Below are 22,907 nucleotides of genomic sequence, written 5' to 3' on the forward strand. Positions count from 1 at the left end.
CGCCGTCATAGACCTGCTGATCTTGCTGGCGTATCCGATCGTTTATGTTGTGCATCGCGTGCGAAAAATAATAAGCGTAAAGCAGAAAAGCGTGTCTTAGCAAGTTGCCAAAAAAACAGTAAAATACACCCAGGAGACACTACTATGCCCTCGTTGAATGAAGTCTTGGCAGTGATTTTGGGTGGAGGCCGCGGTGCACGTTTGTATCCCTTGACGCAGATGCGCTCCAAGCCTGCGGTTCCGATCGCGGGAAAATATCGCCTCATTGATATTCCGATCAGCAATTGTATTAACTCGGGGATCTATCGCATTGCAGTGCTGACCCAGTTCAATTCGGTGTCTTTACACCGCCATATTACGAATACCTATCATTTCGACGCATTCCATCCTGGATGGGTGCAGATTTGGGCGGCGGAGCAGACTATTGAAAGCGCCGACTGGTATCAAGGCACGGCCGATGCGGTTCGAAAGCAGACGCTCGAGATACAATCCAGCGGTGCGAAGAATGTGTTGATCCTCGCTGGGGATCATCTCTATCGCATGAATTACAAGGAAATGGCCGAATATCATTGGGATACAAAAGCCGATATTACGGTGGCGGTTCAGCCTGTTCCGCGCGACGAAGCTTCACGTTTGGGCATCCTGAAGCGCGAGAAGAATGGCCGCATTTCCGCCTTTGTGGAAAAACCCAAGGATGTTGAAACTCAAGATAAATTCATCAGCCGTGATGATGTGGTGCGTCCGTTCCTGGGGTCGATGGGTATTTACATGTTCAAGACCCGCGTGTTGATGGAATTGCTGTCGAACTTCCCCAGCTTCCATGATTTCGGCGGCGATATCATCCCGCAGGCGATCCAATCCTACTCCGTCTATGGCTTCGATTTCAGCGGCTATTGGCAGGATATTGGAACGATCCGCTCGTTTTATGAAACCAACCTTGCCCTGACCACATCGGAAACCCCGTTCAATTTTTACGATCCGAAACTTCCCATCTATACCGAAACACGCTTCCTGCCCGGTTCCATTGTTGAAGACAGCAAGATCCGCGATGTGTTGATCGCCGAGGGCAGCCGCGTCCAAAAATCCGATATTACACATTCCATCATCGGCATTCGCAGCCAGATCTCGCGCGGATGCGTGATCAAAGACACCATCATGCTCGGTTCCGATTATTACGAGCGTGATGACGAAGGCCTGCCTATCGGTATCGGCGAGAACTGTCATATCGAAGGCGCGATCCTGGATAAGAACGTGCGCATCGGCAGCAACGTCACCATCCGCCCGTTCCCGCGCAACACCGATATCGATCATGCGAAATGGTATGTCCGCGATGGAGTTGTCGTGATCCCGAAGGATATGGTGATTGAGTCTGGAACGCAGATCGGTCCTGAATAAAGGGTTGTTTCCTGATCTGCAATTTACTTGTTATCAACCCTTGCGCGAGACATCAATAAAATTATGCTATACTCGCTTTATATGAAGCCATCGCGCGAATACTGGCCGCGCTGGGCAGAAACCCTGCGCCGTTATCAGCTTCACGAATTTGCCGCCTCGCTCCTTGATGCAGGAAGTCCTCTTGCCCTGCTTGGAGCGCAGGCGCTTTATTTTGGCCGTGGTTTGATCGAGAGCGATCAACTCATGGCTTTGGCCGTGACCCTTGAAGAGGATAGCGAAGCATTTGCATCCTTTCTGGTTAAAGATGGAGCCGCATCGTGAAGATCCTTGAGTTGGCGATCCTTGCGGTCAGTGCGATCCTTTTATTGACGATCACACTCTGGAAGCGCAAATCCCCTGCGAAATTAAGAGACATTCCCGCCCTGACCCGCCTGTTCCGCACACTGGGTTTGAGCGTTGAAGATGGTACGCGCCTGCATATTTCACTTGGGCGCGGCAGTTTTCTCGATTCACGCGGCGGCTCCGGTTTGGCCGGGCTGGCCGTGCTACGTTACATTGCAGAGCGAACTTCTGTCAGCGATGAACCTGCGGTCGCTTCTGCCGGTGACCCCGCGCTTGGTTTGCTTGCACAGGATACTTTGCAGGCTGGCTATCAAGCCGCTGGTGTGGAGGAACTCTATGTTCCCACGACCGGGCGTGTTACGGGTCTGACCCCATTCGGGTATGCCGCCGGGGCGATGAATATTTCACAGAACGAAAATGTTTCCACGAACATCATGCTCGGTCATTTCGGACCCGAAGCCGCATTACTTGCCGAAGCCTCCGACCGTGAGAACATTACGGTGATCGGCGCGAGTGATGACCTTGCCGGGCAGGCCGTCCTATTTGCAAACACTCAGGATGCTTTGATCGGCGAGGAATTATTTGCGGCAGGTGCCTATCTCGGTGCGGGCGCTTCACATACAGCCAGCCTGACCGTTCAGGATATTTTGCGTTGGACCATCATCGTCGCCTTGCTGGGCGGCGCATTCGCCAAATTAGCGGGGATCTTCTAATGCGAATATTCACAGCACTTATCGCAATTACTGCTGGGATTCTGGTCCTTTTCGGGTATTTCATTCCCGCATTTTCAGGATTGCAGATCCTTTTGTTGAATTGGGCCATCATCCTCGCCGGGGCGGCCGCGATCGTCGGCGTTTTCAACTTGATCCTGGTGCATTCCGACAAAGTACGCCGCAGTGAAAAGGGAAGTGTTTACAGTGCTTTGCTCGTTGTCAGCCTGGTGGCGACATTAATATTTGGAATCATTCTACGGCCCGGACACACCATTATGAAGATGGTGGTGAGCGGGATCATCGTCCCCTCCGAAGCTGCATTGATGGGTCTGCTGACCATTTCCCTGCTTTATGCGGCGATCCGCTTGTTGCGCCGTCGTGTTGATCTCATGAGCATCATCTTTTTGGTGACAGCCGCGTTCGTTATTTTGGGCACTGCTTCTTTGCCTTTTGGTGCAATTCCCCTTGTCAGTGATTTCTCCCGCTGGGTGACAGAGGTGCTGGCCTTGGGCGGCGCGCGCGGTATTTTGATCGGCGTTTCGCTTGGCATCCTCACTACTGGTTTGCGCGTTTTATTCGGCACCGACCGGCCTTACGGGGGTAACTAATGGCTGACCTCATTAAGTGCCCCGTTTGTGGCGAAAATAATCGGCCCGACCAAGAGTTCTGTCAGAATTGCCAGACTCGGTTGGGCCCGTTACCCAGCTCTTCCAGGGATGGCGATGAAATCCTTAAACCCGGCCAGGCCCCAACCAAAAAGAATACAGCTGAACTCGAACCGATCCTTCCGCAATGGTTGAAGGATGCGCGTGATTCAGCGCGGAATCTCAATACAGGGGACCCGCAAGCCGAACAACCGCCACAGAAGCCACAACCCGCTTCGCCCGTCGACTTTTTAGCTGGTCTGCAATCCCAGGCACATGACGGCGACGAAGAGGATATTCCGGACTGGCTTGCAAGCCTCACTGGTGATGCGCCGAAGCCCAAGAAGGCCCCGCCAGAATCTTCCGAGGTGCGCTGGGTGGAGATGGGTGCGAAGAACGACTTTGCCCAGGATGAACAGCCTGCGGGTGAACCCGATGCCCCGCCGTGGTTATCCGGGCTGGCTTCGACCCCGCAGCCTGATGAAAAAGATGAATTAACCGATTGGTTCCGCGATGCAAGCGGAATTCAAAAGCCCCCAGCGCAGGAGCCTCAGCCGGAAGCATCGAGCGCCGATACCCCGGACTGGCTGCGTGCTATGGCCGCAGAGAGTGACGTGCAGGATAGCTTTACGCCGTCGAACGAGTCCAATGATATGTTCGGTGGCCCTTCCACTTCAAGTGATACGCCAGATTGGCTGCGTGCCATGGCTGCGGAGAGTGATCCGCAGGTGACCAATGCGCCGTCCAATGATTCAAATGATCTTTTTGGCGCATCTTCCGCTTCAACTGACACACCGGATTGGCTGCGTTCGATGTCTGCCGATGGTGGCGCACAAGCCAGCAATGCTCCGACGCATGATGAAAACGATCTATTCGGTTCTGCTTCAAACGATACACCCGACTGGTTGCGTTCAATGTCTACCGATGGTGGACAAAGCGGAAGTAGTGCGTCAGTAGCAAATGAATCCGATGATCTTTTCGGCGCATCTTCTGCTTCTTCAAACGACACGCCAGATTGGTTACGTTCGATGGCTGCGGATAGTGGTGCGCAGAGCACGAATGTTCCGTCTAATGATGCCCAAGATCTTTTTGGCGATCCTTCTGCTTCTTCAAACGATACGCCGGATTGGCTGCGCTCAATGTCTGCCGATAGCGGTGTGCAAAGCAGCAGTGTTCCGTCGGACGATGTCAACGATCTTTTTGGGGCTCCCACGGATTCAAATGATGCGCCAGACTGGCTGCGTGGTGTTCAATCTCAAAACGCTGAGCCTGCTGGTTTTTCAGAACCAGTTTCCAGTGGAATTCCTGAATCGTCTGCCGACCTTTTTGCCGGAGATGTTCCAGACTGGTTAAAAGGCGCCGAGCCTGAAAAATCCGCACCCGCGTCATCCTCCGATCAGGAGTGGCTGGCGAGTTTGCAAACGGGCGGCGATGAAAAGACTTTATCAGATCAGCCTCCCGCGTGGGCGGCTGGTGCAGGTGCAACCTCTGGCGATGAATTGGAGATGCCCTCGTGGTTATCCGGTGCGAAGACATCGGAATCTGCAGCGCCTGCGCAGGATGATTCTTTGGGTGATGTGCCGAGTTGGTTGAAGGCCTCCGCTCCACAGGAATCCATGTTCGGAGAAACACCGGCGGCGATGCCTGCTTCTGCAGAATCTGCTTCGATGCCAGACTGGCTCAACTCGATCCAATCCGTGGAACCTGAGTCTTCATCGAAACCTGCCGATGCGCAGCCTACTTTTGCGGACAATTCGGGCGGCAACATTGATGAGCTATTTACCGACCTTCCCGATTGGCTTTCAAATGCAGGCGATACAGCTGCACCGGCTTCCTCTTCCCCGGCGCCGATCACCAATACCGATGCGATAGCGCCCGGCGAGTTGCCTTCGTGGGTACAAGCCATGCGCCCGGTGGATTCTGGCGTGCCATCCTCTTCATCAGGTTCACTCTCCAGCGATCAGACGCTCGAGTCTCGCGGTGCGTTGGCGGGGCTGCAGGGTGTACTGCCCGCCGTGCCGGGTTTTTCTCCGGCGAGCAAGCCAAAAGCCTATTCGATCCGTTTGCAAGCCAGTGATGAACAACAAGCTCATGCCGCACTGCTTGAGCAGATCCTTGCTGCAGAGACCGCTCCCGTTCCGCTTTCATCGTTTACTACACTGAAGAGTTCGCGCGGTTTGCGCTGGTTCCTTGTTGCGTTGTTCTTCCTGATTTTGCCTGTGATCCTGATCATGCGCACGCAGACCTTCACCCTGCCCTTAAGCGAGCCAGCCTTCGCAGTAAGAGGAGCGTTGGATGTGGCCCAGTTACTTCCGGAAGGCGCGCCTGTGTTGGTGGCCTTCGATTTCGAACCCGCCCGTGCAGGCGAAATGGAAGCAACAGCTGCACCGATGTTCGACCAGATGCTGTTGCTGCATCATCCGCGATTTACCTTTATCTCCACCAGTGAGTCGGGTGCGGTTTTGGCAGAGCGCTTCATTTCCACTGGACCTTTGGCCGGGCACCAATATCAAAGCGGGATCGAATATATGAATCTGGGTTACCTGCCCGGTGGACAGATGGGCATCCATGCCTTTTCACAGGACCCGCGTAGAAGCACTCCGTATTTGTTCAACAGCGGCATTACTGAAAGCGTTTTATTTGACTTCAATCTCACCCCGGCATGGACGGCTGACCCGTGGAGCAATATCACATCACTTTCGCAGTTTACGGCCTTCGTCATTGTGACGGATAACGCCGATTCCGCCCGCGCATGGATCGAGCAGACCAGTTCCGCGCGTGGAACAATTCCAGTGGTGGTGATCTCCAGCGCACAGGCTGCGCCCATGATCCGCCCGTATTATGACTCGCAGCAGATCAGCGGCATGATTTCCGGTTTGTATGACGGCGCTGTCTTCGAGCAGAACAATCTCAATCGCCCGGGCACCACCCGTGTATATTGGGATGCGTACAACATCGGCCTGTTGCTTGCCATGGCCTTGATCGTGCTTGGCGGTCTGTGGAATTTCGTTTTGGGTCTGCGTGACCGCGCTGCAGCCAGGGAGGCAAAGTAGCATGGTTCTCACTCCTCAAATGCTTGATTTGATCGTTGGTGCGATCAGCTTTTTATTTACGGTTCTCATCTTCAGTTATGTGCTGGGAGATAATCCTCTCTTTCGCATTGCGGTATATATTTTTGTGGGGGTTTCTTCCGGTTACATTGCTGTAGTTGCCTTTTGGCAGGTCATCTGGCCGCAGTTGTTTTATCCGCTGTTATTCGGTGCCATTTCCCCGCTTGAGAAGGGATTATTGCTGGTGCCCCTATTTGGATTGGCATTGATCCTGATGAAGATCTCGCCGCGCCTTGCCGGGCTGGCGCGCATCGTGATGGCTTTCATTGTAGGTGTGGGGGCGGCGGTGGCAATTGCGGGCTCTCTCTCTGGCACATTGATCCCACAGATCATGGGTGCCATCAATGCGTTCGATATCGTTGCCGCAGGTGCGCGTAACATCGGCTTCCTTGAGGCGATCACGAACGGCTCAATCGTTCTGGCTGGCACGGTTTTCACGCTTATTTATTTCCACTTTGGTGCACGCGCCAAGGCAGACGGCACCATGCACCGCTTTGGGTTGATCGAATTGTTTGCCTGGGTGGGACGTATCTTCATCGGCATTACATTGGGCGTTGTGTTTGCAGGCGTATATTCCGCGGCTTTGACCGCGTTGATCGAACGCTTCAGTTCGTTGGTTAATTTCATTACCAGTTTCCTTGGGAACTTCCAATAATTATGGCTTCCTCGCTGATTGACGGTAATTCCATTCTCGCCATAGATGTTGGCGCAGCCAATACCCGAGCGGTCTTCTTCGACGTGGTCGAAGGGGAGTATCGTTTCGTGGCTTCTGGTATTGCGCCTTCCACCGCTGAAGCGCCGTACAAGGATGTGAGTGAAGGCGTTCGTAATGCCATCGGGAATTTGCAGGCGATTTTAGGTAGAGCCCTGCTTGATAATTCACGTAATCTGATTACGCCGAGCCAGCCCAACGGGTCCGGTGTGGATGCGTTGGTGGCGACCCTGTCCGCTGGCCCGACCATTCGAACGGTCCTCGTGGGATTGCTCAAAGATGTCTCGCTCGAAAGCGCGCGCCGTCTTGCAGAATCCACATACATGCGCATTGTTGAGACCCTCAACATCAGCGACCGCCGCAAACCCGATCAGCAGATCGATGCCGTTCTGCGCGCCAGGCCCGACTTGATCGTGATCGCAGGCGGAACGGATGGCGGCGCTTCCCGCTCCATTCAAAAACTGCTCGAACCCATCGGCCTCGCGAGTTTCACGATGCCGGATGATAAACGCCCCGCTGTTTTGTATGCAGGCAACGAAAAGATCGAGGAAGAGATCAAGACCTTGATCGGTTCGCTTGCGACCTCATTGCATTTCAGCCCGAATGTGCGCCCCTCGCTCGATACCGAAGATCTCGAACCTGCCCAGCGCGAACTAGCACGTATGACCATCAATATTCGTAAGCGTCAGATCAGAGGCGTTGACCTTTTGGATAGTTGGTCTGGTGGACATTTACTTCCGACCGCTTATGCAACAGGACGCATGGTGCGTTTTCTTGCAAAAGTCTACAGTTCGAAGAAAGGTATTTTGAGTGTGGACCTCGGTGCATCCGCCGCGATTATTTCAGCGGGCTTCAGTGACAAATCCACCTTGAACGTGTATCCGCAATTTGGATTGGGCGAGAACCTCACGGGTCTGCTCAATTACACAAAGCTCGAAGATATTTTGCGCTGGTCTTCGCTTGATGTTTCGCCGGGCGTGCTGCGCGATTACATGTATCAAAAAGCAATGTATCCATCCGCGATCGCGGCCACCAAGGAAGACCTTGCCATTTCACAGGCGATCGCGCGGCAGGCGCTTTACCTTGCGATGCAATCGGCTCGTCGCGATTTTCCGCGCAACGTGGCTGGCATCAAACCGACTTTGACTCCGCTCTTTGAGCCGATTCTGGCAGGAGGCGGAGCCTTGAGCGACGCTTCGCGCCCCGGCCAGGGCCTGCTTCTGCTTCTTGACTCGATCCAACCTGTGGGTGTGACCACAGTCATCATCGATCAAAATAACCTGTTGCCTTTGTTGGGTGTGACCGCTTCTCAAAATAATATTCTTCCCGTTCAAGTGCTTGAATCTGGTGCGTTCCTCAGCGTGGGGACCGTAGTTGCCCCGGTGGTCTCTGCCGCCTACGGTACACCCATTCTGCGTGCCACATTGACTTATGAGAACGGCACCGAATCACGCATGGACTTGAAATACGGAAGTCTTGAAACCCTGCCGTTATCAAGCGGCGAGGCTGGCAAGTTGACCGTCCAATGCTTGCGCGGCGCAGATGTGGGCTTTGGTCCCGGTCGTGGCGGCACGATCCCTGTCAGCGGCGGCGCGTTGGGCGTGGTCTTCGATGGCCGTGGACGTCCGCTCGACCTGCCAGCGGATGGCGTGCGTCGTCGTGAATTGATCAAAAAATGGAATTGGACTCTCGGAGGCGAATAGACTCATGCAAGCGCCCGTACATCATATCGTTGGCCTGACATCCATTGTGCGCGAACGGCTTCTGCCGGTTTCGGGTACTGTGCTGGCGCGCCTTAACCAAAAGGTCAGCCCAACAGATGTAGTCGCCGAAGCGACCTGGTCGCGTGAGCATGTGCTGTTGAATGTCGCTCATCAACTTCATGTGAGGCCTGAAGTTGCCGACCGTCTGATCAAATTCAATTTTAAAGATATGGTCCCAGCCAACGCGGAAGTGGCGATCGGTGAGGGATTATTTCCGCGTGTTGTGCGTGCCCCGCGTGAGGGACGTGTCGCTGCAGTGGGCGGCGGACAGGTTCTGCTCGAAGTGGGCGAATCAAAGATCGAACTGCGGGCCGGTATTCCCGGCACGGTGATCGAGATCGTCCCGAATCGCGGTGTGATCATACAAACTGCGGGTGCTCTTGTGCAGGGTATCTGGGGAAATGGCCGTATTGATTCAGGCCTGCTTGTGAACATTGCTGAAAAACCCGATGGCGTGTTGACCGCTGACCGCCTGGATGTAAGCCTGCGCGGTTCCATTATTCTGGCAGGCATGGTCAAGGATGCTGAGGCGTTACAAGCTGCGGCTGAACTGCCCGTGCGTGGATTGATCCTTTCAAGTCTGTATCCATCCTTCATTCAACTGGCGCGTGAAATGCGTTATCCCATTGTCGTAACCGATGGCTTTGGCTCCATGCCGATGAATTCGGCTGCGTTCAGGCTGCTTAGTACCAATGCCAAGCGCGATGTGACCGTCAATGCGGAAGTGTTTGACCGTTACAGCGGCGCCCGCCCGGAAGTGATCATTACCCTGCCCATTTCCAGTGAACCGCCTGCCTCGCGTGAAGTGGAAACCTTCGCACCGGGTTTGCAGGTGCGCATGCGTCGTCCACCTGCGATGGGGATGATCGGTGTGATCTCAGCCATCAAGCCCGGATTGACCACACTTCCAAGCGGTTTGCATGCTCATGCGGCGGATGTCAAACTTGAAAATGGCGAAACCGTTGTTGTGCCTCTCGTAAATCTTGAAGTTGTGGGATAATATTCAAAGTTATTGTAAATAATTCGTCTATAACAGGCGATATAACAAGGAGAGTGCTCCATGTCTTTTGATGAAACCAATTTCGATGATAACGGTGAGGCTCCTCTTCCAGAGGAATCAAATAACAATCGTACCTTTTTGGTTGCGGTTGGTATTTTGGGCGGGATCATCCTGATTTCCGTTGCCTGTCTAACTGGGGTATGGTTTTTTGGATCACGAAATAGTGCTTCGGTGCAGCAGACCGAAGTTGCCAATGCGGCGATCACCACAGCCACCGCCAATGCGGTCAATGAGACGGTGAACCGCGCGATCACGGCTACCTTCGAAGCATCCATTTTGCCGACGGCCACAACCACTTTTACGATCACCCCGACCTCTCCCGTAGGTGTTGCGTCTTCCACACCCACCCCTGACCCCGCGTTTGCGGGTTTGAATGGCACGTCCATTGCTCAGACCGCCACCATTGGTGCGGCATATACGCAGGCTGCCCTTGCAGCGCTTAGTACTGTGCCTCCCACTTCAACAGCCCTGCCAAACACCGGCTTTGCCGATGAGTTCGGGTTGCCGGGTATCGTGGTCATGGCGTTGGCTTTTGTTATTGTGATCCTGCTGGCTCGCAGACTGCGCACTTCCCCCGAAACTATTCGATAATTTATTCCTGAAATGCAAACGGGATGGCATGCTATGCGGCCATCCCGTTTTTGTTTTCGTTTTAATGACTGAAGTTGCTACGACGATGATTCTAGCTCCTGCAAAAATTTTTCACGGTTGGCGGAGCGGGCGGTCTTGCCGCTGGATGTTTTAAGGATCCATTTTGGGTCAACGATGTGGGCGTGGCGCAGGGCAATGGCGGAATTTTGGGTGATGTGTTTGCGCAAGGCGTCGGCGATGCGCTGACGTTCTTCGGGATTTTCGGTATCCACTTCGGCGACGATGACCACTTCTTCGGTGCCTGCTTTTGCATCTTCGATGCCGAATGCAACGGCGCGTCCTGCGTGGATGCCAGGCACTTCATACGCCAGCGATTCCAGATCCTGCGGATACACGTTCTTGCCGCCGACGATGATCATATCCTTTTTGCGGCCCGCCACAAAGACCTCGCTGTTCAAGGTGTAGCCGTAATCTCCCGTAAGATACCAGCCATCGCGCAGCGCTTTTTCGGTGGCGTCGGGGCGGTGATAATAACCCGTCAACATGCAGTCGCTTTGCAGGGCGATCTCGCCGATCACTTTATCGGGGAGGGGCTTTCCATCTTCAGACAGGATCAGCAAACGGGTATTGGGAAGCGCGCGTCCCGAAGACATCATCTTCAACGCGGGTTTTCCATCCATAGGCGGATTTGCGATCCGCTCGTTGATGTAGGACTCGCGGTCGATCTCATCGGTAACTGGTTTTGTCCCGAGCGGGGTTTGAGTGACCCCGAAAACATTCTCTGCCATGGCGTAACTGCAATTGAGCGCGGACTCACGCAAGCCGTACTTTTCGAAGCGTTGAAAAAAGGCCTGATGGCTTTCCCATTTGACGGGCTCGGAGCAATTGGTGATGACGCGCCACGACGAAAGATCCACGCCTTCGAGGTCGCGCTCGCGGACCTTTTGCGCGCAGAAGTTGTAGGCGAAATTCGGCAGCCACGAAAGCGTACCTTTGTATTTGCTGACCGATTGAAATAATTTATGCGGCGCGCGCACCCAATCGAACGGCGATTGCAAAACGAGGGTGATGCCCATGAGGATGGGCATGAGGAAGCCCGCGATGAGTCCCATATCGTGATACAGCGGAAGCCACGAGACGAGGACATCGTCGCTGGTGAGTTGAAGGGCGCGGGTATAGGCGTTAAGTTGATTGAGCACAGCCTCATGCGAAAGCGCGACGCCTTTTTGCAGGCCTGTGGTGCCTGAAGAGTGCTGGAGCAGGACGATGTCGGTGGGCTTGCAATGCAATCCGCGCAGTTGACTGAAATCAGGCTCGGTTTCGGGCGCGAGTTGGCTGGTGAGCAAAACCGTGCGGACGGAACTATCTGCTGTCATTGCGGATCGAATATCCGATTCGAATTCGGGATAAGTGACGATGGCGGTCGGTTGTGTTACCGAAAGGAGTGCGGCGAGATCGGCGCGGTAGCGCTCGGGGGAGAGCTTTTCGGTAAGGAAGGGCATGATGGCGGGAATTGCGCCATGCAAGATAGCTCCCCAGAACGAATAGACCAGGTCTTCGCCGTGCTGCAAAATGAGGATGATCACTTCGCCGGGTTGAAGCCCTGCTTCGGCGTAGGTACGGGCATATCGCGCAGAACCTGTTACCAGGTCATGATAAGAAACGGGTTTGTCATCCTGCCCTGCATGCTGGAGGATGATGGCGGCCTTTTCGGGATTCTTGCTATAGTTTTGATGGATCAGGTCGGCAAGCGTGGTCATTTTTGGGATTCTTTATAAGACTTGATGGGGGAATCGAATTGGGAAAGATAGTTATTGAGGTTTTTCAAACTTCGTTCCACAATTTCGATGACGATTATATCCGGGTTAAATTGCTCGATGGCTGCGCGGTTTAGATACATGGGGGTATCTTCTCCGCTGTTAATAAAATAAGCTTTTTCGAAATTCATACTCATGTATTCATTGAGGAAGCGGTAGCCGAACGAGTCGTGGATCATCAGCAGGGTGGGCAGGTTTTCATCATCGACAGAGGTGATGTGATTGAAGCCGTAATAATCTATCAGCGTGAGCGATTGAACGGGATGGCCTTTGGGCATGTAGAAGAAGTGCGGCTCTTTGATGAAGTTGGCCTGCAATAGTTTGGCGATGTCCTGCACGGTGGCGCGTTTTGTGCCCAAATCCAGTTCTTCAGGTTTGTAGGGACGCAATTCAGGATGCGTTTTCGAGAGCTCATTGAGAATGGCAGTATATGCCGCGAAGGCACCGTATCCGTTCCAATGGGTGTTTGTCTTGTAAAAAACATCCTGTTCAAGTCTCGCATTTAGTAATGCAGGCCTGAGGTCTAATATTGTGGGGAGGTTGTTTGTATTTAGATGGGAGACTATATAGTCGAGCCTTGATTGCTCTGACAGGATTTTTATCTGTTCCGGAAGTTTGTCTGGATAGATGCTGGCTTTGTTTGGGGCGATTACAATTAATAGCGTAATACCTTGTGCCTGTAGATATTGGTTGAATGATTCCAGTCTTTTTACAAGAATTTTTTCGCCATTTTTGGGAATTGGGATCGCATTCTGATAATCATTAAGATTTCCATCGCCTGTGTATTCCATCCATCCGTCTTTCCCTATGAGTACGTTGGGAAAGACCCTATCTCCGATTTTGAGGCGCAGCCAGTTGGCTTTTTCGATGAGCAGGTTCTTCAGGATGAGGTTGTTTTCGAAATCTGAAACTCCAACGAGGCTGCTCGAAACCATGATAAAGAGCAGGCCGCCCAGCAAGAGCAGGACAAAGGCTTGGGAATACCGCTGGCGTGAAGTGGATTCGGCGGACATGACGTTTTCCATTTTAGAATTTTGCATACAAGTTCGGCAGGAAACTGCCGCTCAATTGAAGTGCCAGCCCGAGGATGAAAAACAGGATCAGCGAAACATCTTCCACGACCTGAAACAGGAAATAGGAACTGGCTTGGCGCGATTCAAATCGTTCACGCAATTGCCGCCACAACGAGGTGAGCGGGAACGAGAACAGCGTACCTGCGATCATTGCCATGACGAAAGACGGCTCAATGAACGGCATGGGCGTGGTCTGGCTGAATGGCAATGGCGTCAGGTTAGAACTGTCACCTGCGAGGCGGCGGAAGAATTCGAAGGCAAAGTCCAGATTTCGTGAGCGGAAGAATACCCAGCCTGCGATGACGATGGTCAAGGTGTAGATGTGTTGCAAAGGCCGCCATGTCCCTTTGAGCCAGCGTCCAAAGCCGAGACTTTCCGCCGCCAACGCGATTCCGTGGATCATGCCCCAGACGATGAAGGTGGGATTGAATCCATGCCAGAGACCGGTCAGCAGGAAGACGATCAAAATATTGATCTGCTGTCCCATCCACTTGAAGCGTTTGCGCTCCAGCGGATAGAAGACATATTCACGAAACCATGTAGACAGGGTGATATGCCAGCGTCGCCAAAAATCGCTGACGCTTTGCGCGATATAGGGAAAATTGAAATTTTCAGGCAGGCGGATGCCGATCATTAGTCCCAGCCCGAGGGCCATATCGGTGTAGCCTGAAAAATTGAAGAAGATCTGCAGGGTATAGGCGGCCAGCCCGAGCCATGCGAATTTCGGTTCCACATTGGCGGTCGGCAGGTTGAAGACGGCATTGGCCATCAGTGCCAGTTGATTTGCGATCACGGTGCGTTTGATAAACCCCGAAAGCAGGCGCCGAAACCCTGCGGCGACATCGTCCATCGATGGGTTGAGTTGCTCCATCTGCGCTGCAAAAGGTTTGTAGCGGGTGATGGGACCCGAAACAAGTTTCGGAAAGAACAGCAGGTAGGTGGAAAAGGCGATGAAGTTTTTTTCAGCGGGAGTGTTGCCCTTCCACACATCCACCAGATAGGCGATCAATTGAAAGGTGACATAGGAAAGGCCAATGGGCACGGCCAATCCGCTCAGGTCGTCGAGCCAGACTTTGGGGATGTTGAGCCAGAGCAGGCCTTTCTGTCCGAAGGCGGTCAGGTATTTGAAAAAGGCGAGCAGCAATATGTTGACCCCAAGCCCGATCCATAGCCATTTTGCCGCGCTTTGACCTGTCTGCTGCGCTTTTGCGATGGCGAGCCCCACCCAATATCCGCTGACCAGAATGCCGCCCAGCCACCAGATTGCGGCAGCATTTCCCCACGCCAGAAAAATGATACTGGCAAGTAGGAGAATGCCCGTCCGCGATTTCCCACTGCTGACCAGATAGATCAACAGAAAGACTGGCAGGAATAGGAAAAGAAAGAGCGGCGAAGAAAGGTCCATGAATTACTGGCGCGATTGAATCAGTTTGGCGAGTTGTTCCAACGTATCGAAGGTTTCTGCATTAAGCTCAGTATCGTCAATGCGGACGCCGAAATTTCCCTCCACGAACAGACTGATATCCATGAGGCTGAAGGAGTCGATCAGTCCGCTGGAAATCAGGGCTTCATCGGCGCGGATGGCGCGTTTGGGCTGTTTGAGAATATCGGTGGCAATGAAGGCGGCGAGTTTTGAAACGAGTTCTTCCATGAAAATTTCCTTTTTGTTTGTGATTAGCCTCGAATTCTACACTAATTATCAGGGGCGGGCGAATGCTGCTCGTTTACGAATTGGCTGGTAAACTTTGGGGATCATGACATCGAAATTCATTGTCGGCATCAAATATCTGTTCCAGTTGGGCTTTCGTCCGCTGGCTTTGTATGGCTTGTATAAATTGGGGTTGAAGACTGGGCATTACAAACGCGTCACACCTTCAATCTCTACTTCCCAAATTCCAAGTTCCCATTCCCTGTTCTCCCTTCCCAACCGCGATCAACTTGAAAAAATTCTCGGCGAGGAAGGAAAATCGAATCTTCTCAACGAAGCAGATGAAATTGTCGCTGGAAATATCCGCGTGTTTGGAGAATCGACCGCACTCGATTTCAAGCTCAACCAACCGCTTCAGCATTGGACGGAATACGAATCCACGCCCGCACTTCTTTCTTCTTTCCTCTTTCTTCACAACGATATCAAATTCCTCTGGGAACCCGCCCGCTTCGGCTGGGCCTTCATCCTCGGCCGCGCTTACCACCTCACACAAGAAGAAAAATACGCCGAAACATTCTGGAAAAATTTCGAATCCTTCACCGAATCGAATCCCGTCAATATGGGGCCGCATTGGATGAACGGACAGGAAGTTGCGATTCGCTTGATGGCTTTCGTCTGGGCTGACCATGTTTTCGAAACAGCATCAGTTTCCAGCGCGGAAAGACGCGCGGTTCTTCATCGGTCAATTAGCCAGCATGCAGAACGCATCGTGCTCACCCTCGTCTATGCCCGCGCGCAAAATAATAATCATCTCATCACCGAAGCCGCCGCGCTTTACACAGCAGGCTTGTTCTTCAAAAATAAAACCTGGCGCGAGTTGGGCTGGCATTGGCTCAACTGGTGTTTTCAAAATCAGATCGGTGACTTCGGCGAGTACATTCAACATAGCGCCAATTATCATCGGCTGATGTTGCAAACTGCGCTGTGGGTTAATTTGATTAAACAGGATGTCTTCTCGGCGCACACATCACAGGCGATTGCACGCTCTGCCCACTGGCTTTTCTCTCTCCTCGATAACGCATCGGGGCGGACCCCGAACCTGGGTGCCAACGATGGGGCTTTGATCTTCCCTTTGAGCGCGACCGATTTCCGCGATTACCGCCCGACAGTGCAGGCCGCATCGCGCGCGTTTTTGAGAACCAGCCTGCCATCAGGTGTGTGGGATGAAATGTCGTTGTGGTTTGGGCTGCCCGCCAACGAACGCGTGATCAACTCCGATGCGTATTTGACGGAAAACGTGCGCGGAAAAAATTCATGGGCGTATTTGCGGGCTTCGCGTTTTCGTTCGCGCCTTTCGCACATGGACCAATTGCACCTCGACCTGTGGTGGCGTGGACTGAACATCGCGCAGGATGCAGGGACCTATTTGTATAACGCCGAATCGCCCTGGGATAATCCACTGGTGACGACTCGCGTGCATAACACGGTGACCGTGGATGGCCGCGACCAGATGACTCGCGCAGGCCGCTTCCTCGTGTTGGATTGGGCGAGTGCCTACTCAAAAAATTTGATCGAAGCCGACGATACGATTTTGGGCCGCGCGCGTGGCTACCATCGTGGTTATCACGGCTTGAAGCATGAGCGCACAGTGACGGTTTATCAAAACGAAAGGTGGGTGGTAAATGATCACTTTTTTGCGCGTAGCCGCTCAGAACGCGTATACCGTTTGCATTGGCTGCTCCCCGATTACGAATGGGAGTTGGAGAATCGGGACGCTTCACAAGGAATCGGGCTTCGTATTAAATCACCTTATGGTTGGATCACACTCTCGGTTCATTCATCATTCATCATTAATCATTCATCACTTTCTCTCGTCCGTGCTGGTGAATTGGTTCATGGTCAACGGGATGTTCAACCTTACGAAGGCTGGGTCTCCCATATTTACGGACAAAAATCTCCTGCACTGTCATTTGTGGTTGAGTTGAGTTCTGCTTATAACATTGAAATAACCAGTGAGTTTATCTTCCCTGATTCGGCGGCATGATAAAATATTTTCAAGTTTCAAATCTGGGATAGGCCGCTTTTATCAGCGGTCTTTCTTAATGGAATGGAGTCGATTGCTTCATGAATGTCAACTTTGGGTTAACAGCAAGTGACTATGCCAAACATCGCGCAGGATTCCCAGATAGGTTCTTTGAGCGAGTGTTCAACGAAGGGATCGTCAAAGCAGGCGATTTGCTTGCAGACCTGGGCACAGGGACAGGCACTCTCGCGCGCGGATTCGCCGAACGCGGCTGCACGGTGACGGGTATTGATATTTCTGCGCAATTGATGGAACAGGCGAGGGATTTTGCCTTGCAGGCAGGCCTGGAAGTTGACTTCCGTTTTGCCAAAGCCGAAGCAACTGGTTTGCCTGATGATCATTATGATGTTGTCACCGCGGGGCAGTGCTGGCACTGGTTCGACCGCCCAGTTGCGGCGCTGGAGATGAAGCGAATCCTCAAGCCCAACGGACGCGCGGTCATCGCGCATTTTGACTGGATTCCGCTCGATGGCAATGTGGTCGATCTCACCGAGAAATTGATCGAAACCTACAACCCAAAATGGTACGTGGAATTCGGCGGGAAGACGGGCGTATACCCCGATTGGCTGCGTGATCTTGGCGAAGCGGGCTTTCTAGACATTCAAACCTTTTCATTCGATATGGATGTGCCCTACACCCACGAAGACTGGCGGGGACGCATCCGCGCGAGCTCGGGAGTGGGGGCGAGTTTGTCGGAGGCGGAGGTTGGTAGATTCGACTCTGAGTTGAAGTCCATGCTTGAGGTGTATGAGCAGGATGCGGGTGGGCGCGAAGCGGGTTCACATCCCATTTTGAAAATTCCGCATCGAGTGTCTGTCATCCATGCGCAAAAACCGAGTTTCTAAGTTGTACGGTTGTGTAATTCAATCAATGGGCGTAAAATACCTCAGCCAATAATGGTAAGGAAATCATGTATCACACGGACGAGAGTGACCTAAGTTCTTCAGATAGTAACCCGCCCAGTAGACGCGGGCGGCATATGTTTAATTTAATTTTCAACATCACGTAGGTGCATGTGCCTCTGCGTGATGTCAATTCACGCAAGGAGGTTGCCATGCTGAGTATTTACAAAACCACTGAGCAGGGGCTCGAAAAACTCGATATGATCGCGAACGGTGCCTGGGTCAATGTTGTGGACCCTACACCCGAAGAGATGGAAAAATTGGTCACGTGGGGGATGGACATGGACTATATCAATTATGCACTTGACCAGGATGAAATGGCGCGTATGGAACGCGATGAAGATTACACCTTCATCCTTCTTCGCATTCCCATGCATCAGCCTGAGAGCGATGTCCCTTTTAATACCGTGCCGCTTGGCATTATGATCCTGGGAAACAAGATCATTACTGTTTGTCGTTATGACAGCGATATTTTTAGAGTGCTTGCAAATGGGAAATATCGTTTGCTGAAAACAGGTAAACGATACCGCCTTGCGTTATACATCTTTCTCGAAACCTCGGCTCGTTATTTGAACCTGTTGCGCGAGATCAACCGCTCCACCGAGCTTGTGGAAGACCAGTTGCAAAAATCCACACGCAATCGTGAGGTGTTGGAGCTGCTCAAGTATCAGAAGAGCCTGACGTATTTTGCTACTGCGCTGCGTTCCAACGAGGTGATGATGGAGCGCGTTCAAAAGACACAGCTGTTTAATTACTATGAAGAAGATCAAGACCTGCTCGAAGATGTGCTCACGGAAAATCAGCAGGCCATTCAAATGACCAGCATCGCCACAGAAATTCTTTCAGGCATGATGGATGCTTTCGCTTCGATCATCTCCAACAATTTGAATGCCGTGATGAAAGCACTGGCCGCGCTCACGATTATCCTTAATATGCCTTCATTGGTTGCCGCATTCTACGGAATGAATGTTGCCCTGCCTGGTGAAGGTCATCCGCTGGCGTTTCTCACGGTCATCGGCTTATCGCTTGCGCTCACTGCGGTCGCCACGTATATCTTCTACAAACGGGATTGGTTCTAACATGCAAACCGAATTGCTCCTCGATGCCAAAGCTACATTAGGTGAAGGCCCCGCATGGGATGCGAAAACGCAAACCCTTTATTGGTTGGATATTCTTGAAAAACGCGTTTACGCGGATACTCAAATCCTTGCTCAACTGGATGAATTCATCGGGTGCCTTGCCCCGCGCAAGAATGGAAATCTGCTCCTCGGCACGCGCTTCAGCTTCGCGGACCTTACGCCTGATTCTGCCCAATTGACAGTTCTTGCCACGTTGAATGAACTTCCCACCAACCGCATGAACGACGGCAAATGTGACCCCGCTGGCCGTTTCATCGCAGGCACGATGGACATGAATGAGAAAGACCCGCACGGTGCGTTGTATTCCTTCGATGGGAATCAAGTAACCCGACTGCTTGATGGCGTCACCATTTCCAACGGCCTCGCGTGGAGTGTTGACCATAAAACCTTTTACTACATCGATACGCCTACACGCGAGGTCAAGGCATTTGATTACGACCTCGCCACTGGGCAGATCGCAAATCCGCGGGCGGCGATTCGCATCCCGGAATCTCTTGGCTGGCCCGATGGCATGACCTCCGACACCGACGGCAATTTGTGGATCGCCCTCTGGGGTGGGGCGCAGGTGACGAAATGGAATCCGAACACGGGTAAGCTGCTCGAACAGATTCCCGTCCCTGCGCTGCAAAGCTCCGCGTGTGTGTTCGGCGGCAGAGACATGAACGAGTTGTACGTCACCTCCGCGCGGGTGGGAATGAGCGATGCCGACCTGAAAAAATACCCGCTCTCAGGCGGGCTGTTCAAAATCGTTACAGGGGTGACGGGGATGCCGACGTTTGAATTTGGGTAAATGAAGAAGAAAGAGGAAAGAAGGATGATGAAAATCTTTCTTTCCTCTTTTATTAGCCCCAGAGCTCTTTTGTTAATCTCACAACATCCCCACATTGACTTTCCGACAGCGGCACAAATGGGGAATTTTCGACAACTGTGTCGCGGTTTTCCACGATCAACACATGGGCATCTTCGCTGAAGGTGTGCGAATGCCATACGCCTTTCTTTACGTTATATAGCTTGTACAACTCCATGTCCACCGCGTGGATCTTGGTCACGGTCTCTTCCCCCTCGCCGATAAATAAGATGCAACGGCCCTTCATCAGCACGAAGACCTCATCGGTCTCGGTGTGTTTTTGCACACGGTTGATCTTTTCAGGGAGCAGGTCGGCGGTGTAGTTCATCAATGCCACACGCCATGATTGATAATCGACCATCGGCTTGTAATCTGGCTCGTGGTGCTCGCGGATCTCGATCAGGGATTCGGGTAATACGGTCATCAGTGTCTCCATATTAAGTTTGGATTCTGCCTTGAATTAACTCATCGAAGAACTTCCAGCGTTTCGTCTGTGTATAATCACCTTCTGGCGGGTAAAAATAACGGGCGTAATCTGACCATTGGTCCGCGATTCGGTAGAGCGGGTCTCGTTCGCCGTTGGGCAGGGTGTAGCGTTCGATGCGTCCATGGGCAATGCGCGAGAGCAGGTTGTTTTGCCCCCAACCGCAGTACATGACCAGTGATTCAGCGAAATCCTCTTTGCGGTTGAATTGCCAGTTCGAGCCGCTGGGTTTATCGCCGTAGAAATATCCAAAGGCGTTCACACCGGGTTTCCTGCCATAGCGGCCCGGGATTTGTTCCGCACCGTGCCTGCCCGCATCCCATTGACCGGGAATCCATTTTTTGATGCGCGATAAAAGACGGGAAGTAAATCCGCCTGTGTATTTTTCCAGCAGCACAGAAAGCATCCAATGATGTTTTGCATCCCATGCGTGCGAGAGTTCGTGAATCACAGACCAGGCTGAGAACGGAGTGCTTCTGCTTAATTGGATTCGTCCGCGATAGGCCAGCCCGAGATGTTTCCCCGTATCGGTTCGCTCAACAAGAACTTCTCCAAGCCGCTGCTTGAAGTTTTCTTTTCCACCCATTGCGTTTGAAAGAATTGTGATGGAGGCGCGAAGGAATTCCAGATCGCTTGGCCGCCAAATTTCATCCCCTGCAATCTTGATCTGAAAATCGGCATACAGGCGCGTTGCCTCTTCCATAATTAGAAGTATAACGTTTCTCCGTATTCGCGCAACCATTTTCTTTTGGTTTTGTAATCGGGGTCGATGGATTCGACGACCTGCCAGAACTTGCGCGAATGATTTCGGACGCGCAAGTGGGCAAGCTCATGCACGACGACATAATCGATCACACTTAACGGAGACATGATCAGCCTCCAAGTGAAATTCAACGTCCCGTTGGCACTGCACGATCCCCAGCGTGTTTTCGCGGAGGAGATTTTCACCTGTTTGGGTTGAAAGCCATATTGAGCGGAGAAATGATTGACGCGTTCGGTAATGATCTCGAGTGCGCGTTCCTTGTACCAATTGGTGAAGACCTGCCTGCCTCTTTTCTGCGCGGCGGCGCTGAGGATGAATCCGTTCTCAAAGCGCAGAGCAGGCCGCTGCCGCCCGACCAGTTTCAAGTCAAAGGAGGAACCGAGGAAGAGGAAACTTTCCCCGTCTGTGAATTGTTTCTCGGGAGCGGTCAGGATGGGAGTCAGTTTTTCGCGCGTGCGGGTGATCCAATCCGCTTTTTCGTGGATGAATTCCTCGATGGCCGCCTTGCTCGCGCGCATCGGCGCACGGACGGTGAGGGTACCGTCACGTTCGATGATCAATGCGATCGTTTTGCGCCTGCTGCGCGTGAATTTATCGATTTGAATTTGCATATCAAAGAAAAAACCCGTTTGCACGGGTTTTTGTGTGCCGAGGGGGAGATTTGGACTCCCGACCAAGGGCTTATGAGTCCCCTGCTCTACCACTGAGCTACCTCGGCATTTTGCGGTGAGCGGGGCAAATATTACTATGGGAAATGCCATTTGTCAACGTGAGGTCTGACAATCATATTAAAACCAGAACAGGTGACCAATGGGGATTTGTTCAATCGGCTCTCCTGCTATAATTGTAAAATCATGGAAGGTGCATCAATGAAAATACTGGTGCTTGAAAACGACCCGAAGGAACTGGCGATCATTCAACAGGCATTTAACGACGGCAAGACCAGCCTGATCCCGATCGCTTCGAGTGAATTGGCCTGGCCGTATATTCAATCTGGTGAGGCGCGTTTTGTCATCGCGAACTGGGATACGAGCGATGTGCGTCATTCGCAGTTTATTTTGCGTGCGCGGGCGATCAAACTCAGCCATCCCCTGTATATATTGCTGACAATGGAAAAGGTCACCGACGATGACCAGACCCCATCCGGTGCGGATGATATTATCCAGCGGCCGTTCAGGGCGAAGGATCTTAAGAATCGCATCGGCATGGCAGAGCGGATCATTTCGCTGGCAAGTAATTTGGCGGTTGCGCGCGATCAATTGGAACATCAGGCCGTATTCGACAGCCTGACAGGCTTTTTGAATCGCACCGCCTTTTTCAAACAAGCCATGGGTGAGTTGGAGCGTGCACGGCGTACCTCCATGCCCGTGAGCTTGATCGCATTGGATGTGGATAATTTCAAAGCCATCAACGATACGTTGGGTATGGAAGTTGGAAACCAGGTTTTGCACACTGTGGCACAGTCCATCCGTGAAAAGAGCCGACCGTATGACTGCATCGGCCGCTGGGCGGGAGATGAGTTCGTGTTGATGCTCTCAGGTGTAATCGGCACGGATGCGGAGAAGGTCACAGAGAGGATCATCACCGGGGTTCGCAGCTCCCGCATCGTGGTCCAGAAAGATACGCCGCTGAATGTAAAGGTCAGCGCGGGAATTGCTTCCGTGGCGCGTATCAGCACTTCGGTTGAGATCGAGCCGTTGATCCAGCAGGCATTGCAGGCCATGAAACGCGCCAAAGAGGCAGGCGGCGATCAGATATTCCTGATCTACATGTAAACAGAATGACTTGAAAAAAAGCGCGGATTTTGCTTTCCCCTAGCAA

General features: G+C 52.5%; 21 protein-coding genes and 1 tRNA gene. 14 read left to right on the top strand and 8 right to left on the bottom strand.

Annotated features, from left to right (window positions below):
• Positions 1–144 precede the first annotated feature (144 nt).
• The 9 genes from IPI86_RS13835 to IPI86_RS13875 all read left to right on the top strand — a co-directional run bounded on the left by IPI86_RS13835 (position 145) and on the right by IPI86_RS13875 (position 10,330).
• On the top strand, positions 145–1,395 hold the full coding sequence (locus IPI86_RS13835; RefSeq protein ID WP_345298598.1) for a glucose-1-phosphate adenylyltransferase: 1,251 nt from the start codon (positions 145–147) through the stop codon (positions 1,393–1,395).
• Positions 1,396–1,458: 63 nt separating this feature from the next.
• Complete coding sequence (locus IPI86_RS13840) at positions 1,459–1,716, top strand: hypothetical protein (protein ID WP_345298599.1); 258 nt, start codon at positions 1,459–1,461, stop codon at positions 1,714–1,716.
• A complete protein-coding gene (locus IPI86_RS13845) occupies positions 1,713–2,450 on the top strand; it encodes a DUF6754 domain-containing protein (RefSeq protein ID WP_345298600.1) in 738 nt (245 codons plus the stop codon). The genes IPI86_RS13840 and IPI86_RS13845 overlap by 4 nt, the downstream gene beginning before the upstream one ends.
• Positions 2,450–3,058, top strand: coding sequence for a hypothetical protein (locus IPI86_RS13850; RefSeq protein ID WP_345298601.1), 609 nt, complete (start codon positions 2,450–2,452; stop codon positions 3,056–3,058). Before IPI86_RS13845 ends, IPI86_RS13850 begins: the two co-directional genes overlap by 1 nt.
• Positions 3,058–6,147, top strand: coding sequence for a hypothetical protein (locus IPI86_RS13855; RefSeq protein WP_345298602.1), 3,090 nt, complete (start codon positions 3,058–3,060; stop codon positions 6,145–6,147). Before IPI86_RS13850 ends, IPI86_RS13855 begins: the two co-directional genes overlap by 1 nt.
• A 1-nt stretch (position 6,148) precedes the next feature.
• On the top strand, positions 6,149–6,859 hold the full coding sequence (locus IPI86_RS13860) for a hypothetical protein (protein WP_345298603.1): 711 nt from the start codon (positions 6,149–6,151) through the stop codon (positions 6,857–6,859).
• A gap of 2 nt (positions 6,860–6,861) precedes the next feature.
• Positions 6,862–8,619 carry a glutamate mutase L gene (locus tag IPI86_RS13865; protein WP_345298604.1) on the top strand — a complete coding sequence of 586 codons (1,758 nt, stop codon included), beginning with the start codon at positions 6,862–6,864 and terminating at the stop codon, positions 8,617–8,619.
• 4 nt (positions 8,620–8,623) lie between these two features.
• Positions 8,624–9,679 (top strand): hypothetical protein, encoded by a 1,056-nt coding sequence (locus tag IPI86_RS13870; protein ID WP_345298605.1) that lies wholly within the window; start codon positions 8,624–8,626, stop codon positions 9,677–9,679.
• A 60-nt stretch (positions 9,680–9,739) separates the two neighbouring features.
• The gene (locus IPI86_RS13875; RefSeq protein ID WP_345298606.1) at positions 9,740–10,330 is read left to right on the top strand and encodes a hypothetical protein; all 591 of its coding nucleotides are present in this window, start codon (positions 9,740–9,742) and stop codon (positions 10,328–10,330) included.
• A gap of 77 nt (positions 10,331–10,407) precedes the next feature.
• Here IPI86_RS13875 and IPI86_RS13880 read toward each other — a convergent pair whose 3' ends face one another.
• The 4 genes from IPI86_RS13880 to IPI86_RS13895 are packed head-to-tail and all read right to left on the bottom strand — an operon-like array spanning position 10,408 to position 14,871.
• Positions 10,408–12,090: an AMP-binding protein gene (locus tag IPI86_RS13880; protein ID WP_345298607.1), complete on the bottom strand. Its 1,683-nt coding sequence runs from the start codon at positions 12,088–12,090 to the stop codon at positions 10,408–10,410.
• On the bottom strand, positions 12,087–13,160 hold the full coding sequence (locus IPI86_RS13885) for a hypothetical protein (RefSeq protein ID WP_345298608.1): 1,074 nt from the start codon (positions 13,158–13,160) through the stop codon (positions 12,087–12,089). Before IPI86_RS13885 ends, IPI86_RS13880 begins: the two co-directional genes overlap by 4 nt.
• A gap of 13 nt (positions 13,161–13,173) precedes the next feature.
• Entirely contained in the window at positions 13,174–14,625 is a 1,452-nt protein-coding gene (locus tag IPI86_RS13890) for an MBOAT family O-acyltransferase (RefSeq protein ID WP_345298609.1), read from the bottom strand.
• Between the two features lie 3 nt (positions 14,626–14,628).
• Positions 14,629–14,871 (bottom strand): acyl carrier protein, encoded by a 243-nt coding sequence (locus IPI86_RS13895; RefSeq protein ID WP_345298610.1) that lies wholly within the window; start codon positions 14,869–14,871, stop codon positions 14,629–14,631.
• A 103-nt stretch (positions 14,872–14,974) separates the two neighbouring features.
• On the opposite strand from IPI86_RS13895, the gene IPI86_RS13900 reads away from it, so the two are divergent.
• The 4 genes from IPI86_RS13900 (at position 14,975) to IPI86_RS13915 (ending at position 19,782) form a co-directional block, all read left to right on the top strand.
• Positions 14,975–16,912, top strand: a complete 1,938-nt coding sequence (locus IPI86_RS13900) for an alginate lyase family protein (RefSeq protein WP_345298611.1) — start codon at positions 14,975–14,977, stop codon at positions 16,910–16,912.
• 80 nt (positions 16,913–16,992) lie between these two features.
• Positions 16,993–17,796, top strand: a complete 804-nt coding sequence (locus IPI86_RS13905) for a class I SAM-dependent methyltransferase (protein WP_345298612.1) — start codon at positions 16,993–16,995, stop codon at positions 17,794–17,796.
• Between the two features lie 209 nt (positions 17,797–18,005).
• The gene (locus tag IPI86_RS13910) at positions 18,006–18,932 is read left to right on the top strand and encodes a magnesium transporter CorA family protein (protein WP_345298613.1); all 927 of its coding nucleotides are present in this window, start codon (positions 18,006–18,008) and stop codon (positions 18,930–18,932) included.
• A 1-nt stretch (position 18,933) separates the two neighbouring features.
• The gene (locus tag IPI86_RS13915) at positions 18,934–19,782 is read left to right on the top strand and encodes an SMP-30/gluconolactonase/LRE family protein (RefSeq protein ID WP_345298614.1); all 849 of its coding nucleotides are present in this window, start codon (positions 18,934–18,936) and stop codon (positions 19,780–19,782) included.
• A 52-nt stretch (positions 19,783–19,834) separates the two neighbouring features.
• Here IPI86_RS13915 and IPI86_RS13920 read toward each other — a convergent pair whose 3' ends face one another.
• From IPI86_RS13920 to IPI86_RS13935, 4 genes are all read right to left on the bottom strand, one after another.
• Positions 19,835–20,263, bottom strand: coding sequence for a hypothetical protein (locus IPI86_RS13920; RefSeq protein ID WP_345298615.1), 429 nt, complete (start codon positions 20,261–20,263; stop codon positions 19,835–19,837).
• 13 nt (positions 20,264–20,276) lie between these two features.
• The gene (locus tag IPI86_RS13925) at positions 20,277–21,026 is read right to left on the bottom strand and encodes a hypothetical protein (RefSeq protein WP_345298616.1); all 750 of its coding nucleotides are present in this window, start codon (positions 21,024–21,026) and stop codon (positions 20,277–20,279) included.
• A gap of 2 nt (positions 21,027–21,028) precedes the next feature.
• Positions 21,029–21,697, bottom strand: coding sequence for a SprT family zinc-dependent metalloprotease (locus IPI86_RS13930; RefSeq protein ID WP_345298617.1), 669 nt, complete (start codon positions 21,695–21,697; stop codon positions 21,029–21,031).
• A gap of 35 nt (positions 21,698–21,732) precedes the next feature.
• A tRNA-Met gene (locus tag IPI86_RS13935) sits at positions 21,733–21,804 on the bottom strand.
• Between the two features lie 151 nt (positions 21,805–21,955).
• Between IPI86_RS13935 and IPI86_RS13940 the strand changes: the two genes are divergently transcribed.
• Positions 21,956–22,861, top strand: a complete 906-nt coding sequence (locus IPI86_RS13940) for a diguanylate cyclase (protein WP_345298618.1) — start codon at positions 21,956–21,958, stop codon at positions 22,859–22,861.
• The last annotated feature ends 46 nt before the right edge of the window (positions 22,862–22,907 follow it).

Origin of the sequence: Candidatus Villigracilis affinis (genome assembly GCF_016705895.1) — a bacterium.
Classification (GTDB): Bacteria; Chloroflexota; Anaerolineae; order Anaerolineales; family Villigracilaceae; genus Villigracilis; species Villigracilis affinis.